This is a genomic window from Streptantibioticus parmotrematis, from assembly GCF_019890615.1.
Classification (GTDB): domain Bacteria; phylum Actinomycetota; class Actinomycetes; order Streptomycetales; family Streptomycetaceae; genus Streptantibioticus_D; species Streptantibioticus_D parmotrematis.
This window is the reverse complement of sequence record NZ_JAINVZ010000004.1, coordinates 398,413-413,544: the sequence shown is the minus strand read 5'-3', so window position 1 is coordinate 413,544 and position 15,132 is coordinate 398,413. Positions and strand designations below refer to the sequence as shown.

19 protein-coding genes are annotated in these 15,132 nt (G+C 67.6%); 4 read left to right on the top strand and 15 right to left on the bottom strand.

Features of this window, described 5'->3' with window-relative positions:
• Positions 1–112: 112 nt before the first annotated feature.
• Positions 113–874: a phosphoglyceromutase gene (locus K7472_RS09205; RefSeq protein ID WP_222975953.1), complete on the top strand. Its 762-nt coding sequence runs from the start codon at positions 113–115 to the stop codon at positions 872–874.
• A gap of 80 nt (positions 875–954) precedes the next feature.
• On the opposite strand, the gene K7472_RS09200 is transcribed toward K7472_RS09205, so the two are convergent.
• From K7472_RS09200 to K7472_RS09150, 11 genes are all read right to left on the bottom strand, one after another.
• Positions 955–2,199 carry a tyrosine-type recombinase/integrase gene (locus tag K7472_RS09200; protein ID WP_222975951.1) on the bottom strand — a complete coding sequence of 415 codons (1,245 nt, stop codon included), beginning with the start codon at positions 2,197–2,199 and terminating at the stop codon, positions 955–957.
• Entirely contained in the window at positions 2,199–2,438 is a 240-nt protein-coding gene (locus K7472_RS09195) for a helix-turn-helix domain-containing protein (protein ID WP_222975949.1), read from the bottom strand. The genes K7472_RS09200 and K7472_RS09195 overlap by 1 nt, the downstream gene beginning before the upstream one ends.
• A complete protein-coding gene (locus K7472_RS09190) occupies positions 2,431–3,795 on the bottom strand; it encodes a replication initiator (protein ID WP_222975947.1) in 1,365 nt (454 codons plus the stop codon). The genes K7472_RS09195 and K7472_RS09190 overlap by 8 nt, the downstream gene beginning before the upstream one ends.
• A gap of 17 nt (positions 3,796–3,812) precedes the next feature.
• Positions 3,813–4,133, bottom strand: a complete 321-nt coding sequence (locus K7472_RS09185) for a hypothetical protein (protein WP_308013823.1) — start codon at positions 4,131–4,133, stop codon at positions 3,813–3,815.
• Between the two features lie 22 nt (positions 4,134–4,155).
• On the bottom strand, positions 4,156–4,350 hold the full coding sequence (locus K7472_RS09180) for a hypothetical protein (RefSeq protein ID WP_222975943.1): 195 nt from the start codon (positions 4,348–4,350) through the stop codon (positions 4,156–4,158).
• A gap of 17 nt (positions 4,351–4,367) precedes the next feature.
• Complete coding sequence (locus K7472_RS09175; RefSeq protein WP_222975941.1) at positions 4,368–4,559, bottom strand: mobile element transfer protein; 192 nt, start codon at positions 4,557–4,559, stop codon at positions 4,368–4,370.
• Between the two features lie 15 nt (positions 4,560–4,574).
• Entirely contained in the window at positions 4,575–5,225 is a 651-nt protein-coding gene (locus tag K7472_RS09170) for a DUF2637 domain-containing protein (RefSeq protein ID WP_222975939.1), read from the bottom strand.
• A gap of 21 nt (positions 5,226–5,246) precedes the next feature.
• Positions 5,247–5,450, bottom strand: coding sequence for a hypothetical protein (locus K7472_RS09165; protein ID WP_222975937.1), 204 nt, complete (start codon positions 5,448–5,450; stop codon positions 5,247–5,249).
• Between the two features lie 85 nt (positions 5,451–5,535).
• On the bottom strand, positions 5,536–6,912 hold the full coding sequence (locus tag K7472_RS09160) for an FtsK/SpoIIIE domain-containing protein (RefSeq protein ID WP_222975935.1): 1,377 nt from the start codon (positions 6,910–6,912) through the stop codon (positions 5,536–5,538).
• Positions 6,913–6,917: 5 nt separating this feature from the next.
• Positions 6,918–7,268: an SCO3933 family regulatory protein gene (locus K7472_RS09155; protein WP_222975933.1), complete on the bottom strand. Its 351-nt coding sequence runs from the start codon at positions 7,266–7,268 to the stop codon at positions 6,918–6,920.
• Between the two features lie 171 nt (positions 7,269–7,439).
• Entirely contained in the window at positions 7,440–8,228 is a 789-nt protein-coding gene (locus tag K7472_RS09150) for a GntR family transcriptional regulator (protein ID WP_222975931.1), read from the bottom strand.
• 106 nt (positions 8,229–8,334) lie between these two features.
• Between K7472_RS09150 and K7472_RS09145 the strand changes: the two genes are divergently transcribed.
• The 3 genes from K7472_RS09145 to K7472_RS09135 all read left to right on the top strand — a co-directional run bounded on the left by K7472_RS09145 (position 8,335) and on the right by K7472_RS09135 (position 9,618).
• A complete protein-coding gene (locus K7472_RS09145; protein ID WP_222976146.1) occupies positions 8,335–8,742 on the top strand; it encodes an NUDIX hydrolase in 408 nt (135 codons plus the stop codon).
• Between the two features lie 100 nt (positions 8,743–8,842).
• A complete protein-coding gene (locus tag K7472_RS09140) occupies positions 8,843–9,208 on the top strand; it encodes a hypothetical protein (RefSeq protein WP_222975929.1) in 366 nt (121 codons plus the stop codon).
• Positions 9,205–9,618 (top strand): hypothetical protein, encoded by a 414-nt coding sequence (locus tag K7472_RS09135; RefSeq protein ID WP_222975927.1) that lies wholly within the window; start codon positions 9,205–9,207, stop codon positions 9,616–9,618. Before K7472_RS09140 ends, K7472_RS09135 begins: the two co-directional genes overlap by 4 nt.
• Positions 9,619–10,353: 735 nt before the next feature.
• On the opposite strand, the gene K7472_RS09130 is transcribed toward K7472_RS09135, so the two are convergent.
• The 4 genes from K7472_RS09130 to tgmC all read right to left on the bottom strand — a co-directional run bounded on the left by K7472_RS09130 (position 10,354) and on the right by tgmC (position 15,130).
• Positions 10,354–11,409: a DUF3644 domain-containing protein gene (locus tag K7472_RS09130; RefSeq protein ID WP_372457943.1), complete on the bottom strand. Its 1,056-nt coding sequence runs from the start codon at positions 11,407–11,409 to the stop codon at positions 10,354–10,356.
• A 117-nt stretch (positions 11,410–11,526) separates the two neighbouring features.
• The gene (locus tag K7472_RS09125) at positions 11,527–12,708 is read right to left on the bottom strand and encodes a helix-turn-helix domain-containing protein (RefSeq protein WP_252395289.1); all 1,182 of its coding nucleotides are present in this window, start codon (positions 12,706–12,708) and stop codon (positions 11,527–11,529) included.
• Positions 12,705–13,304, bottom strand: a complete 600-nt coding sequence (locus K7472_RS09120; RefSeq protein WP_222975924.1) for a hypothetical protein — start codon at positions 13,302–13,304, stop codon at positions 12,705–12,707. The genes K7472_RS09125 and K7472_RS09120 overlap by 4 nt, the downstream gene beginning before the upstream one ends.
• A 698-nt stretch (positions 13,305–14,002) precedes the next feature.
• The gene (tgmC, locus tag K7472_RS09115; RefSeq protein WP_222975922.1) at positions 14,003–15,130 is read right to left on the bottom strand and encodes an ATP-grasp peptide maturase system methyltransferase; all 1,128 of its coding nucleotides are present in this window, start codon (positions 15,128–15,130) and stop codon (positions 14,003–14,005) included.
• Between the last annotated feature and the right edge of the window lie 2 nt (positions 15,131–15,132).

Below are 15,132 nucleotides of genomic sequence, written 5' to 3'. Positions count from 1 at the left end.
GGACAGCGGCAGTGCGGCGGCAGACGGAACGAGGTAATAGGTGAAACAGTGATTCGTAGCTTACGGGGGTCGCCCCGGGGCCCGCCAGTGCTTTTCGACTAGGCTCACGACCATGGCTGCTGCTCAGTACAAGCTGATCCTCCTCCGCCACGGCGAGAGCGAGTGGAACGCGAAGAACCTGTTCACCGGCTGGGTGGACGTCAACCTGACCGACAAGGGCGAGAAGGAAGCCGTCCGCGGCGGCGAGCTGCTCGTCCAGGCGGGCCTGCTGCCGGACGTCGTCCACACCTCCCTCCAGAAGCGCGCCATCCGCACCGCGCAGCTCGCGCTGGAGGCCGCCGACCGCCACTGGATCCCGGTTCACCGCACCTGGCGGCTGAACGAGCGCCACTACGGCGCGCTCCAGGGCAAGGACAAGGCGCAGACGCTGGCGGAGTTCGGCGAGGAGCAGTTCATGCTCTGGCGCCGCTCGTACGACACCCCGCCGCCCGCGCTGGAGGACGGCACCGAGTTCTCCCAGAGCGACGACGCGCGCTACGCGACGATCCCGCCGGAGGCCCGCCCGCGCACCGAGTGCCTCAAGGACGTCGTCGCGCGGATGCTGCCGTACTGGTACGACGGCATCGTCCCCGACCTCCTGACCGGCCGCACGGTCCTGGTCGCCGCCCACGGCAACTCGCTGCGCGCCCTGGTCAAGCACCTGGACGGCATCTCCGACGCGGACATCGCGGGCCTGAACATCCCCACGGGCATCCCGCTGGTCTACGACCTGGACGAGAACTTCCGCCCGACCAACCCCGGCGGCACGTACCTCGACCCGGACGCGGCAGCGGCAGCCATCGAGGCGGTCAAGAACCAGGGCAAGAAGAAGTAAGCGCCCACGAATTAGCCCCCTACCTGCGGTTCTTCCGCTGGCAGGGGGCTTTTCGCTGCCTCTGGGCCGTCGCTGGGCCGTCAGGTGCTGAGTTCGGCGGACTGGGCCGTGTCGAAGACGGCGGCCACGGCCTTGCGGGTGCGCTCCTGGCTGGAGGGCATGAGATGCGCGTACACGCGGAGCGTCAGGCCGGGGTCCGAGTGGCCGAGGTACTCGGCGAGGGCCTTGATGTTCTCCCCCGCGTCCAGGAGCACCGAGGCGTAGAAGTGACGGAGGGCGTGCATGCCGTTCTCGCGGGACTCGGCGTACGGCTCACCCGGTTTCCGTGTAGGGATCACCCCGGCTGAGGCCAGCGCCCGCTTCCACGCCTCCTCGTTGAGGGACGTACGCCAGACGTGCCCGCCGCGCGGTCCGGTGAAGATCAGCCGCTTGGTTATAGGAGGTCCGTCCGCCACCTTCCACGGCAAGGTGATCTCGACCGGCGGGAACCGCTTCATGTGGGCCCGGAGGGCGTCCGCGACTGGACCGGGAAGCGGCACGTCGCGGAGCTTGCCGCCCTTGGGCGGGGCGAACACGGGCTTGCTGCGGCTCAGCTTGAGCTGCTGGACCACGTGGAGCGTGTCCGACTCGAAGTCGATCGCGTCGACGGCCACGCCCAGGATCTCGCCCTGTCGAAGGCCGCAGCCGCCGCCCAGGTCGACCATGGCTTGGTAGCGGTCAGGCATGCCGGCCCGGACGGCGAAGACTCGTTCCGGCGTCCAGGGCACGACGCGCTTGTTGTCCACAGCCGGTGGACGAACTGAGCGGGCGGCGCATGGGTTCCGGGGAAGGTGCCCGTCGTCGACGGCCGCGCTGAGAGCAGCGCGCACGTTGGAGTAGATCGTCCGGGCGTACGAGCCACGGACGCCGTTCTCCTGGAGCTGCCGCACCCAATCGCGGATGTGAGCGGGCTGGAAGGAGCCGAGAGGGCGCGACCCCAGGTAGGGATAGGCGTGCAACCGGAGTTGTGACTCCATCGAGGCCTGAGTGTTCGGGTCCGGCGCGTGGGTCACCCACTTCTCGGCGTACTGCTGGAAGGTGATCCGAGCCGCGCGTGGGTCGATGTACTGCCCCCGCGTCATGTCCGCTTCAGTCTGCGAGAGCCACTGTTCGGCAAGCCGCTTCTGACGGTCGGGGAAGCTCTTGGACTTCTCGGTGCCGTCCGGGCCGACGTAGCGGGCGCGGTAGCGCATGCCCGTGCCGTAGCGCTCGGTTTTGACTCTGCGAGTCTTGCCGTCCGACCCCTTCTCTTCCTTGTACCAGCGGTCCTGGATGTGTCCGGCCATCAGGCAGCAGCCCCCTTGAGCTGGCACTCCACCCAAGTGCGTACGTCGTCCGGGTCGAAACGGAGATGGCGGCCGACCCGGAATCCTCGCGGACCGGTGCGCTTGCGGCGCCACTGGTAGACCGTCTCGACGCTCGGCAGATCAAACATCGACACCAGGTCTTCCGGCGTGAGGTACCGAGCGGGCAAGGCCCGTGGAACAGCGGCCACGTCGGCAACGGCAAGGCGTCGGTCAGCCATGGGTGGGTTCTCCTTCCGTTCCTGGGGCGGGCGTGAGGCTGGCGGCGAGCCATTCCTCGGCGGGGGTCAGGCCGGTGCCGGCGAAGGTCCAGTGGGCGAGGACGAGCGTCGTCTCGTCCTCCTCAGGGGCCAGGGCTGCCAGGTCGTCGTGGGCGAGGGCGGCTTGCAGGCGGCGCCATTGGGCACGGGCGGTGCGCAGGGCGCCGAGGGTGGTGGAGTAGCGGCGGGTTTTGGTGGAGAAGTGGCCGCGGAAGCCGAGCATGTGGGCCCAGGCGCGGAGGCGGAGGTGTTCGAGATCGGGGCGGGCGCCGAGGGTCCAGGCGGTGCGGATCATGCGGCGGGCGTGGTCGGTGATGTCGAGGTGGGCGAGTTCGGCGAGGAGCTTGAGCGGGCGGTCGAGGGTGCCGGTGGCGGTCTCGGCGCCTTTGGTGGCGTACTTGGCGATGTAGGCGGCGACGGCGCGTTCGGTCAGGTCGGTGCCGGTGGTGAAGTCGGCGGTGCGAATGGGGCGGATGTCGAGCTGGCGGCCGAAGGCGAAGGCGTGCTCCCGGCCGTCGATGACCGGACCGGTGACGGTGGCTTTGGCGGTGGCCGCGCGGATGGCGTCGGTCAGCAGTTCGGCGGTGGCCCAGGCCGGGGGCGGGGTGTCGCCGCCGGTGGGGCCGTCAAGGCGGATGACCGCGTGGAAGTGGACGGCGCCGCGCTTTTGGTACTCGGCGACCTTGGCGAAGGACACGCGGGCGTGGTGGCGGAAGGCGCGTTGGGACAGTCCGGCGCGCTTGGCGATCTCCCGGCGGAGGTAGATGGAGAACCGGCGCCACAGGGCTCCCGCGTGCGCGTTCCACAGGACGGCCGCCTCGTAGTCGTACGTCTGCGGAGTGAGCGGGGTCCCCAACTCGGTGGCATCTTGCGGGTGCTGGACGCCGCAGCGGCAACGGCCGGAGTCGGGGCGGTTGTGGACCGGGCCGAAGGACGGTGCGGTGAAGGTGGCGAAGACCCGGGGGTGCGTCGCGACATGCTCCGGGGTGCCTTTGCCGCCGCGCAGGCCGGCGGTGATCAGGTGGTAGGTGTCGCGGCGGTAGGTCTCGGCGCAGGCGGGGCAGCGGGTGGTGCGGCGGTTGTTGCAGCGGACCAGGAGGTGACCGGCCGGCAGGCTGTCGGAGGTCAACCGGTGGACGGCCGGGCCGATCTCGCCGGTGGCGGTGTCCAAGGCGTACTCGGTGCGGTGGCCGTCGAGCCGGATGGGACGGGCACACCCGCCCAGGCCGGAGAGTTGCCGGAGCAGGGCGGGCATGGTGCCCAGGGAGGCTAGGTCCGCGAGGTCGTGGAGGGGTGGCGGGGTGGTGCGAGTGGCCATCGGGTGCGTGTCTCCTTTCAGCGGTGGCGGCGGGTGTCGGCGAGCAGGGCGCGCAGGACGAGGGCGCAGACGGCGACGGACACGGCGGTGACCGCGACGGTGGCCAGGAGCGCGGTGAGCACGACGCCGACGGCGATCACGGCAGCGACTCCGCCCGCACCGGCGGCGACGAGGGGCGCGGCGGACCGGCGAGGAGCCGGGACGGCGGCGGCGGAGTGCCGGCAGGAGCACGGCGCCGGGGCGTGCTGCGGGTGAGTGGCCTGGGTCGGGATGACCGGGTCGGCGGTGACAGCGGTCGGGAAGGTCGGTGCCTCGGGGTACTCGGGGCGGAGGAACACGGGAGCGATCTCCTCTACTCGTCTAGGTGTGTTGTCCATTGAAGATGTGCACGCCGGTGCGGGCGCCGGACTCCACGGCGGGGGCGAGGAAGGTGTGGGCGAGGTAGAAGCCGAAAAGTGCGATGACGACGGCGACCCACAGGCGGATGCCCATGAACTTGATGGCGGCCCAGGCGATGACGCCCAGGACGAAGACCAGCGGCAGCGTGACGGACACGGGGTCGGAACCTTCTCTCAGCGGACGGGGCAGCGGTGGGTGCGGGCGGCCAGCTCGGCGGCGGCGCGGGAGTCGTAGTCGGCGGAGAAGCCGCAGCGGGGCGCGGTGCAGGCGGCGGTGTGCTTCTCGCGGCCGTGGTGGTCGTAGGCGGTGCCGACGCGGACGGGGCCGATGCGCACGACGTTGCGGAAGCGGCGGTTGGCGGGCACGAGCAGCTCTCCTTGTCAGAGTTGGGCGGCGATGGCTTCGGCGAGTGGTGCGGGGACGCCGAGGCGGGCGCGCAGGGTCGGGGTGTCGATCGGGTGGCCGGTGCGGGCGTGGTGGTCGGCGGCGACCTTGCGGGCGTGGTCGATCAGGGCCGCGGGGACGGTCGGCGGTACCGGGGGGACCGAGGGCGCCGCAGCGGTCGGCGGTGCGGCGGGGGGCGCTTCCGGGGTCGGTTCGCGGCAGCCCAACTCGGCAGCGACAGCAACAGGTTCGGGCGCCGCTTCGAGGTCGGTTTGGGCCGGCGGTTCGACGGTGTGGGCGAGCAGCGTTCCGCCGAGGAAGGCGACCGCGGGCCATCCGGCGACGAGGATGCGCAGCCAGGCCGGGACGGCGTGCACGTCGAGCAGTCCAGCGGTGGCGACGTTCGCGCCGAGGGACGCGGTGAGCGCGATGACGAACCAGCACCATGCCGCCGCCCGCGAGGTGCCACCACGGAGCCGTCGCCAGGCTGCGACGAGCAGCAGGTCCACCGAGACGGGGTAGGCCCACGCCTTCCATCCGCTCTGACCAGCGAGCGCGGCGATGTCGTGCAGGTGGGCGAAGGACAGCGCGGCGGCGATGACGGCTTGGACGAGCACCGCGTCAACACGGGTTAGGTACGCGCGCATGGCGCGGCCTCCTTCCTTGCATCAGTTGCTGGTGAGTCGTTCGGCGCGGGCGCGGGCAGCGGCAGCGATCTGGGCGGCCTCGGGGTCGTCGGGGCGGTCGGCGGCGATGCGTTCGAGGAGGTCCGCCTTGCGGGCCATGAGGTCGGCGTACGCCGAGGGGTCGTCGTGGTGGGACCTCAGGTCGGCGAGGAACGCCGAGACCTCGGAAACGGTGGGACGAGACACGAGTGGTTTCCTCCCGGCAGATCAGGCATGGCGGGGGTTGGGACCTGGCGCGAGGCGGTCGCGCCGACCGTCGGGAAGAAGCCGCTCAGTCGGTGGCGGGTAGCGGCTTGACCAGCGTCACCGGGCGGTCGACAGGTGGAGCCGGTACCGCGGGCCGGAACGGATCGAGCGCGGGCACGCGCGGTACGAGGTCGGTGTACTCGGCGCAGACGGCGGCAGCGGCGGCGAGGGACAGGTACGGGGTGCGGATCCGGGACCAGCCGCCCGAGGTGTCCCCGGCAACAGCCAGCCCAGGGCGTTCCGGGGCGATGGCGCACGCGGCGTCGACCGCTTCGGGGGCGATGTCGCCGAGCGCCATCTTGGCGGAGGCTTCATCGTTGACGCGGTGGCAGATCCGGCCGGTGAGTTGGGCCCGCAGCATGGTGGCGCCCTTGCCCAGCTCGGCGCCGAAGCGCCGGCCGCAGACCTCCAGGTAGATGCCGGCGGCGCGGCCGAGCTGGGCGAGGCGGATGAGCTGGGTTACCAACTCGTCCCGCAGTTCCTCATCCTTACGGGTGGCGACCATGAACAGCTCGGCCACCTCATCGATGACCACGACGACCGGCACCGGCCGCTCACCCTCCGGCAGCCCCCACACGTCAGAGGTGATCTCCTCGTCCGGCGTCGACGGGGCGATGCCCTGCCGGGCCTTGATCAGGTCGTACCGTTCCTCCATCAGCCGCACGAGCACCGGCAGCAGCTCGGCGACCTGTTCCGGGTCGGTGGCCAGCGCCGACAGGCGGGGCGCGAACGGGGCCAGCTCCACCCCGCGCTTGCAGTCGACCCCGACCAGCGCGACCGGTTGGCGGGCGAGCCCGGCAACGAGGTGGCGCAGGAACATCGACTTCCCCGACAGGGTGGCGCCGAGCGTGAGTTGGTGCGGTATGGCCCGGTAGTCGCGGACGAACGCGGTCGCGTCCTCCCGCAGCGCCACCGGCACCCGCAGGAACCCACCCTGCACCTTCCGGGGCATGCGGACCTTGCGCAGCACGTCGAAGCCGACGAGCCGCAGTTCGACCACGCCCGGCTTGACCACCGAGACGTAGACCGCGTGCACGCCCCAGGCGTGCCGGAGCCGTTCGGCCGCGGCGGCGACGTCCTGCGGTTCCTGCCCCGGCGCCAGCCGCAGCCGAATACGCATCCCGGTCGCGGTCGGACGGATGATCCCGCGCCTGGGCGGAACCGGCCGCACCTCCCGCCGAGTCATCGACCGCACCGCCAGCACCCTCAGCCGTGACGGAGCCACGGTCAGTCCACAGGCCTCCATCACCGAGCCGTAGGAGCCGATCAGCCGGGCCGTCGAGACCGGCAGACCGGCCGTCGACCAGTACGCGGCAGGATGCTTGGCCCGCAGGTAGGCGGCCCCGCCGACCAGACCGGCAGCGGGACCTCCCACCTCCATCAGCGTCAACACGTCGGACACGGCGGTCAGGCCCCCACCTCGGCCGGGAAGGCCGCCGGGGCGACGACGGCCGCGCGGTAGGCGATGCCGTGCCGCTGCTGCCCGTTGAACGTCGACTCCCACGGCCGGGCCACCAGGTCGACCAGCGAGACCGGCGCCCCCAGGGTCAGCCCTTCGGTGACTCCGCGCTCGGGGACCGTGACCTTGATCAACGACGACTCACCACCCTCGATGTAGACCACGCCGACCGTCCACAGCACCTCACCTGTCACCGGATCGGTGGCGATCTCGCCGGACCTGCGGTCCTTGACCTTCTTCTCCGGGGCCTCGGTCAGCAGGATCGTGGCCGCCGAGGTCTCGACTCGAATGGAACGCAAAGCTCTCTCCCGTCATGACAGCTAGTCGTCTAGACAAGCTGTGTTCTTTGCCCCCGGGGAGCCGGGAACGGAGCCACTATGACACGAGGGAGGGCTACTCGTCTATACGAGTTTCCGTGCCGATGTGTACGAGTTCGGGACAAGACCCAGGAACGCCGGCATCGCCGCAGGTCAGGTGGCCGGAAGCTGATACGCGAGAACGTAGGCGTCAGCCGCCATCACCGTGTCGCAGACCTCCACCGCGCGGCCCTCGGTGTCGTATGCGGTGCGGATCAGATGGATGACTGGGACCCCGGCGGCGAGCCGGAGCGTCTTGGCCTCCTGCGGGGAGGGCATCCGGGCGCAGACCTCTTCGTCGAAGTGGTCCAGGCGGTGGCCGTTCTCCTCCAGCCGGGCGTAGATGCCGCCGGGCCCGGGGTTCGGCTCGGCGATCGGTGTCTCGCTGGCCAGGTCCAGCGGGAGGTAGGAGACGGCGAACTCGACCGGCCGCCCGTCCAGCAGGTAGCGGCGGCGCCGCGCGAGCACCCGGCGAGGTCCGCCGAGCCGAGTCGAGATCTCCTGGGTGGGTCGCTCTTCCTTGACCTCCAGGCTGTCGACCTCCGGTCGGGAGCCCGCGGCTTCGGCCTCCACCGTGAAGGCGGACTTGCCCTGCTGGCGGTGCCGGCGGGCGAAGCGATCCGAGGCCAGCCGCCGAACCGGAGGCCGGGGACGGACGAAGACGCCCTTGCCGTGCTCGGAGACCACCAGGCCCTCACCCTGGAGGACGGACAGCGAGTTGCGTACGGTCATCCGCGAGACGCCGTAGTGCTCCACCAGCTCGGCCTCCGAGGGGAGCTTGTCGCCCTCCTTGAAGCGGCCCTTGTCGATCGCTTCGCGCAGCTGGTCGGCGATCTGCCGGAACACCGCGCGGTCGCTGGTCGGGTCAAGCGCCCCGAGAACGGTGGGAGACGCAGAGGGCATATCCACTCCTTTAGGTATCTAGACGAGCGGCTGACTTTTGTTGCTACGGTGGGAAGCCTAGCCAGCCGAGAGGGTCCCCACCGTGCCGATCGAGCGTCCGCACTCCGTGAGCGTCGCCGGAGTCATCGTGGATGACTGCGGCCGTGCCCTGCTGATCCAGCGCCGGGACAACGGCCAGTGGGAGCCGCCCGGCGGAGTCCTGGAGTCCGGCGAGACCGTCCCGGACGCGTTGCAGCGCGAGGTACTCGAAGAGACCGGCATCAAGATCGCGCTTCCGGCGACCCTGACCGGGATCTACAAGAACATGTCCCGCTTGATCGTCTCCATGGTCTTCCGCTGCGAGGCGATCGACGGCAGCCCGACCACGGGCGCGGAGACCCGCGCACTTCGCTGGGCGACCCGCGAGGAAGTGGCCGAACTCGCCGACGAGGCTTACGCGATCCGCGTCCTGGACGCCCTCGACGCAGCGTCCCCGCCAGCCGTCCGCGCCCATGACGGCGTGAAACTCGTCTAGCCCGTAATCCCTACCCATGGCGGCCTACTAGCAGAAAGCAACTTGTATGCACGAGTATACGAGCAGTCAGCCGCTCAGCACAGCCGCTTTCGCCACATCCATGGATTCCGCATGGGCGGACCCCGGCGGCAGCGGGGGCGGAGTCCCACCGGACCGCAGGCCGCAGGCCCCGTACGAGTGCGAAGCGGTCGCATACACCCCCGACGACCGCCAGTGCTTCCCCCTTGGCGCGCTCCCGGCCGCCACACCACGTCTCGCCCTGCGATGGCTCATGCGCCGAGCCCGCGACATCACCGACCAGCTCGACCCACGAGCCGCACGACCAGGCCGCCACTGGATCAACGACACCGCCGAACACGAACGCGCCTTAGCGCTGTTGGCCAGCGGCGAGCCCTATGTCTTCACCGTCTTCGACGACCCGATGCGCTACGCCCTGACGGCCCGCCCGACGGGAGCCGCCCGATGAAGCCGAACGCTCCGCTCGTCACCCCGGGGTACTGGTGCGAGTGCTGGACCCAGAGCCCGGCAACCGGCGAAGTGCCGGCGCTGCTCGCGTCGCTCGACGCCCCGAACGCAGTCACGTCGATCCGCTGGATTCGCATCGCAGTCCGCACGATCGCCTCAGCACTCGACCGCAACGCGTTCGCGAACGCCTGGGAGTGGCTCAGCGGAGGCTACGTAGCCGACCTGGAAGCCCTGGCGAGCGGCGAGCAGTGCGCCTTCACGATCCACCACCGAAGCACGCGGATCACCTGGACAGCCCGCCCGGTCATCTTCCTGACACTGGCCAACCGCCAGGCAGCCCAGCTCCCGCCGTGTGCAAGTCAGTTCACCCCAAGGCCAACGCTCGCTCCGCGGAGCCTGCGGAGCCGGTGAGTAACAACCTTCTCTACGGGTTCAAGGCGGCTCGCTCCGCTCCCCGCGCGCGGCCCGACCCCCGGCCGGGCCTGCGCTCCTGTCTCCGCCCCGCTCCAGCCCGGCCGGCGCCCGTGCCGCGCGTACATCAACGAGCCGAAGGCCGCGACTCGAGTTCCGCATGGGAGCGGCCGCGGTCAGAACGATGCCTCCGGCAGGGGATCGGCCAGCACCGGGATGGAGGGGCGCCGTTCCCGAGTGCGGGCCCGTAGTGGCGTGCGCGGGGTGCTCCCATCCCGTCCGCCGTCGACCCAGGCAGAGCCGAGCAGCCGCGGCTCATGGCGTCCAGGTCGTTCGTACAGTGGCGCGCTCCACCTGGACGCCATGAGCCACGCCCGCTCCACGGTGTGTGGGTCGACGGCGGACGGGATGGGAGCTGGAGTGAGTATGGGCTTGTGTGGTGGAGTAGCAGTCAATCGTTTTTAGCCAAGTCTTAGTGCACGTTTTGCCGCTTAAGTGCGCTGACCAACAGGGTCGGATGTCGGCAATCAGTGGCGGATGATCAACCGAGGCACCCGAGCCGGTTGACCGATGTCGCCAACTCCCCGTGATCGACCTGATAAGGATGAAGTCAGGCCTCAAAGCCTGCGTTGCCCGTGATGCGCCGCCCCCACGGATCGGCGGCGCATCATGGGCTTGATTGAGTCATCGAGACTCCCCCGCTTGTCCAACTACCTCCAATGCCGGAAGCGCACCTTATATCGAATTCCTAAACCGATATTCTTGATAGATGGCCCGAATATCGAAGCCTGGTGCAGTCATCACTTCCTTCATCTTACGGAAGGCGTTGTCCGAATAGCCATCGATGCGAGTTCTATTGTGGAATCTATGCATGTGACAGCTCTCATCATCATCGATGCCCAGCTTCCACCTTAGTGCGGCGGCGTAACCGGTGCTGAGACCGAGCTTCGCTGCCAGCTTTCCCCGAGTCCAATGGAACTTATTCCAGAGATCCTCCACCTTAACGGCAGCCGCTGCGTCATCACCGCCAGCCCAGCGGACGGGAGCGCCTTGAGTCTTAGTGAAGTGCACCGTCACATTAATGCCTTCACCACTGACTTCTGTTCCTACAGTGGACAGGTTCGGCAGCAAATCAGCCCGCCCTTCACCTTTCCTGACCCCTTGTTCAAATTTATCAATATCACGCTCACTGATGCGAAATTCTTCGATTTCTAGAGCCTGAATGGCCAGTAGCGTTCGTATTCTTCCACGCGCTTCCGCGCCATGACGTTTGCCAGGTCGCAAGAGCTCCTGAACTTGCCTGAACTCCTCATCAATCAAGGCTTGTATATGCTTAGGCGGGTAAGTGGATATAGGAAGAATTCGATCCGGCAGGTGTTTCGCTAGAGATTCTGAGAAGGCACGGCGAAGCAGCTCATCAAAAAGAGTCACCGCAGCTCTCATGCACGTGTACAGAATTCCTTCTGAAACCACTCCATACCAGTGCTGTTCTGCGTCTCGCAACTTGGCAAGCATCCGCAAGAACCCGGCCTCCTGGGTGGAGACCTGCAACCTCTCGGTGCACAAATTGACGCATTTGTCGAAGCCGAAGCTCATATCGGCGTCGCGATCAAACACGTCAACGCGCTGCTGCACTAGAGCAGACTTCAGCAACATTTCAAAGGCATGCTGAGTGGACATTAGGACGATTGTGACTCGGATCCCGCTAGCCTGTGGAGAGTTGAATGCTGTAACAGCATTTGTAAGCGATGCTAGCGACTTTTCTTTGAGTATGCGAGCCTCTCGACGCATTGGCTAACTCCTCACATTGTGCCAAGCCCTGCCTAGCGATCGCCCAAACCGCGCAGGGCGCGCCAGCGCAGTCAGCCAGCGGCCCCACAAACACCCTCTGCACCTGCGAGAGGACGGTCAGCGGACAGCTACGTCGAGAGCACCGTCAGGACGCTTCGACGAACGGCGAAACTCAAGCACATCAGCTTGCTTTTCTGGTTGCATAACCTGCCTCGCGGCAGATTTACTAGCAGGAGTCGGTGCGATAGAGCGCAGAACCGTCGGATGGATCGCTAGTTCTTCCGCCGCCGACAGGTACGGCTTCGACCCATACCCCCTCTCCAGCATTGTCCATAGCAAGAGAGGATATTCATGTCCTACGGTTACAGGCTCTTCCTTACGCCAGCCTCGTTGAGTCAGCTGAACGAAGAGCGAGCGCTTGCGGCTCTCGTTGATATTTCCAATGGCATGACCGCGCATAATCAATGCCTGAATAGAAACTCCCCACGTCGCCTTCAGGCGTGCGTATCCCGTCAACGATAGCCGATCGGTAATATCCACAGTGGCGCGACTTTTCGGAACGAGCAGCGCTGCCGCAAAGCTATTCGCTTCTGCCTCTGGGTCTTTAGCGTGTGGACGAAACGTGTGCAGTACCAAATGGCCTAGCTCGTGAGCAAGCGTAAAGCGATCGCGGTCTCCTTGCGCCCCGGGGAAGTAAGCCACGAGCGCTACGTCTCCGATTCCGCCCCAGTGAGATAGGCCGAAATGATGCTGTGTGCCACTTTGTTCTTCCCCGGCCGGATCGGTAAGCACAATAGGTGCCACTGCGATTCCGGACCGCTCCATCGCGCGGGTCAGATTCGGAATTGGCTTGTCTGGAGCAATGCGCAATGCCTCTCTGGTCTGCGCGGCTAGTTCCTCGATATCGTCCATTGCGAGGTCGTCTGACGTCGCATAGGGGAGAGGGGGTGCCGGATATTTGGCATCACGCAATAGGTCTTCAGTAATCCGATAGCTTTCGCTATAGAAAGCTTGAACGCGCTTCGTGACAGTGCGACTTGCAGACGCGAGTTTCCGGAAGTGCAATGAATCGAGAGGGATAGACGAGGGACGCGCGTAGAAGAAAGACATCGGCGTTCCGGTGCTCTCAGCTACGGCTCGGAGGCCTTCCTCGGAGGCCTCCCGAGCCTTGGTCTCGACTTGAGAGATCCAACTCTTACTCATACCACACATATCAGACAGTGCAGCTCCGGTGAGTCCGAGCAACTCTCGCAGGGTGCGCAGGCGCTCACCAGGTGAAGGCCCAAGCACCGTGGTCATTTGCCTTCCTCCTCCTCTGGGAGCCTCACGTCTTCAAGGCCCTCGTCAGCGGGCTCGAAGTGGAGGCTTCTCATGTCTACAGCCGTCTCCGGCAGGGGGAAGTCTAGATCCGTCTTCGCAGTGCCCCCGAAGCGCCACTTCCCGATCGGTCGAACCACCCTGAAAGAGGGAGCTCCGCTCGGGTCCAGGCGCCACAGGGCGATGAGCTTGTCATTGGCCGGCCCATCGAGCTTCTCCTGAAGCGGCAGGGGCGGGTTGTGGTAGTATGCGCGCCGGGCCAGGTTTGGCCCCGGAGGGGGCACGTCTCTCTCGTTCAGCGCATGCAGAACTCGCAGCGAGTAGTCGCTGTCTGTCAGCCAGAGTTCACCGTTCCGGGCATGGTTGCCCGAAAGAGTCCACACGCCCAGATTCGTCCTACGGAGCCGGTGGTGCGCGAGGGCCCTGACGGTGTGCGTGCCATGCCAGTTGTACTCGGGCCGCACCAGCTCCGGAAGCGCCTCGGACCTGCGTTGACCAGCCCAAGCAAAGACGTCGTGGAGGGGTTCGCAAAGATCCGCCAAGGCATTGCGGACCCGCTCAAGCTCATCCTTAAGCATGGGCGTGAAAATATCACGGACAAAACTAAGGGTCTACCGGTTTGGGGCGAGGGGCAGGTTCGGTGCGGTGACTCTGGCTACGGGGCGGCGCCTCAGGGGAGTTGACGTGGCGGTCCCTCCGCACCGCAGGCGCACCAGATCGAACAGGGAACATCGGGAACCACGGTGAACACAGCACCAATCGAGCAGCCGCATTCAGGCAGTTTCCCCAGGCAAGCCCCTGACTCAGTGTCATATGCTCGCAGCTTCCCAAGCTGAGGGCTCAGGGCTTCCTCCTCGCGTGCTGGCCGCCGCCTCTTGCCTCTGGTCGACGGCACTCGCAGCGTGGTGAAGGCCGGTGGACGTGCAGCGAGACACGCGCGCCTGGTCGGTCGATGCCCCCACCATCGTGGCTGACTGCCGTCGGCTGACGTGCAGACCGGACATCGAAGGTGCCAGCCGTCAACCGGGCGCACAGAAGCTGGGCCGTCTCTGGGCCGCCCGAGGACGCTCAATAGGGGCCAAGGACAACCAACGACGACCACCAGGCAGCCGTACCCACCGCCCCCGACCAGCAAAAACCCAGCTCACCAAGGTCCCCGGCAAGACCCAGGGCAAGAAGAAGTAGCTCCGCTCGATCGAGGCCCCGCCCGCCCCCCGCACGCATCTCTGCGTGGGGCGAACGGGGCCTCGGTGTGCCGCAGGCGGTTCGGGAGGGCTCATTCCCACGTGAGCCGTTGCCCGTCGGGTCCGACATGCCATCGCAGTCGCCCGGCCTCCGGTCCCCCCGCCGCGCGCCACGCCGTCACGCGTTCCGTGATCGCGTCCCACAGGCGTTCGGGTTCTGTCTGGCGTACGGACCAGTGGCCCGCGTCGTCCTGCGTGAGGCAGGCCCACGCTTGTGCGGTGACGTCGAGCAGAACGTGCAGCGTGCGGCCGTCCTCATGCGGCAACGTGAGCCGTTGGACCGTCGGGACCGCCGACTGCGCGACGTAGCGCGTGGTCCAGTCGTCCAACGTGTCGGCGCCCAGGGCGCAGGGCTCCTCGTCCGCGCCGGTCAGATCGGGCAACACCCCAAGAGGCGGAGGCGATTGCGGCCGGGCCGGCATGAAGGAGACGTGCCCGTCGAGGACCGGACCGCTCGCGGTGCCGTCGTCGTGGACGGTGAGGCGGACGAGTTCGGAGGCGTGCATCCAGCCCCCGACCGGGGCCAGGATCTCCCCGCCCGGCCGCGTCTGCTCGATCCACGCCAACGGGACGTCGCGCACGCCGCACGTGGCGATGACGCGGTCGTACGGAGCCCCGCCCGCGTGACCGCCGAGACCGTCACCGTTCACGAGTTGAGGACGCAAGCCGAGTCCCGCGAGCGCGATGGCGGCGCGGGCGGAGACCTCGGCGTCCACCTCGACCGTCGTGACGCGGTCGTCGCCGACGAGGTGGCACAGCAGCGCGGTGGAGTAGCCGGTTCCCGTACCGATCTCCAGCACGCGCGAGCCGGGACGTACGCGTAGCTCCTCCAGCATGCGCACGACCAGACTCGGCAACGTCGAGGAGGAGGTCGGAGCTGCGGCGATGCGCCCCTCAACCTGATCCGCGAAGACGCCGCCCGCGACCTGAGTGACAAGCGTGTCGTCCTCGTAGACCCGAGCCAGCGAGTCCCCACCCGAAGCCGCAGGCCGGAACCAGCCGTCGTCCTCGTACTCGAACCATCCGCGCGACAGAAACGCCTCCCGAGGCACGACGCCGACGGCGTGCTTCAACGCGTCGGAACGCAGCGTGCCGTCCGCGACGAGCGATTGAACGAGCCGACTGCGCAGGCCTTCGGCGGTGGGAAGGTCATCAGTCACGT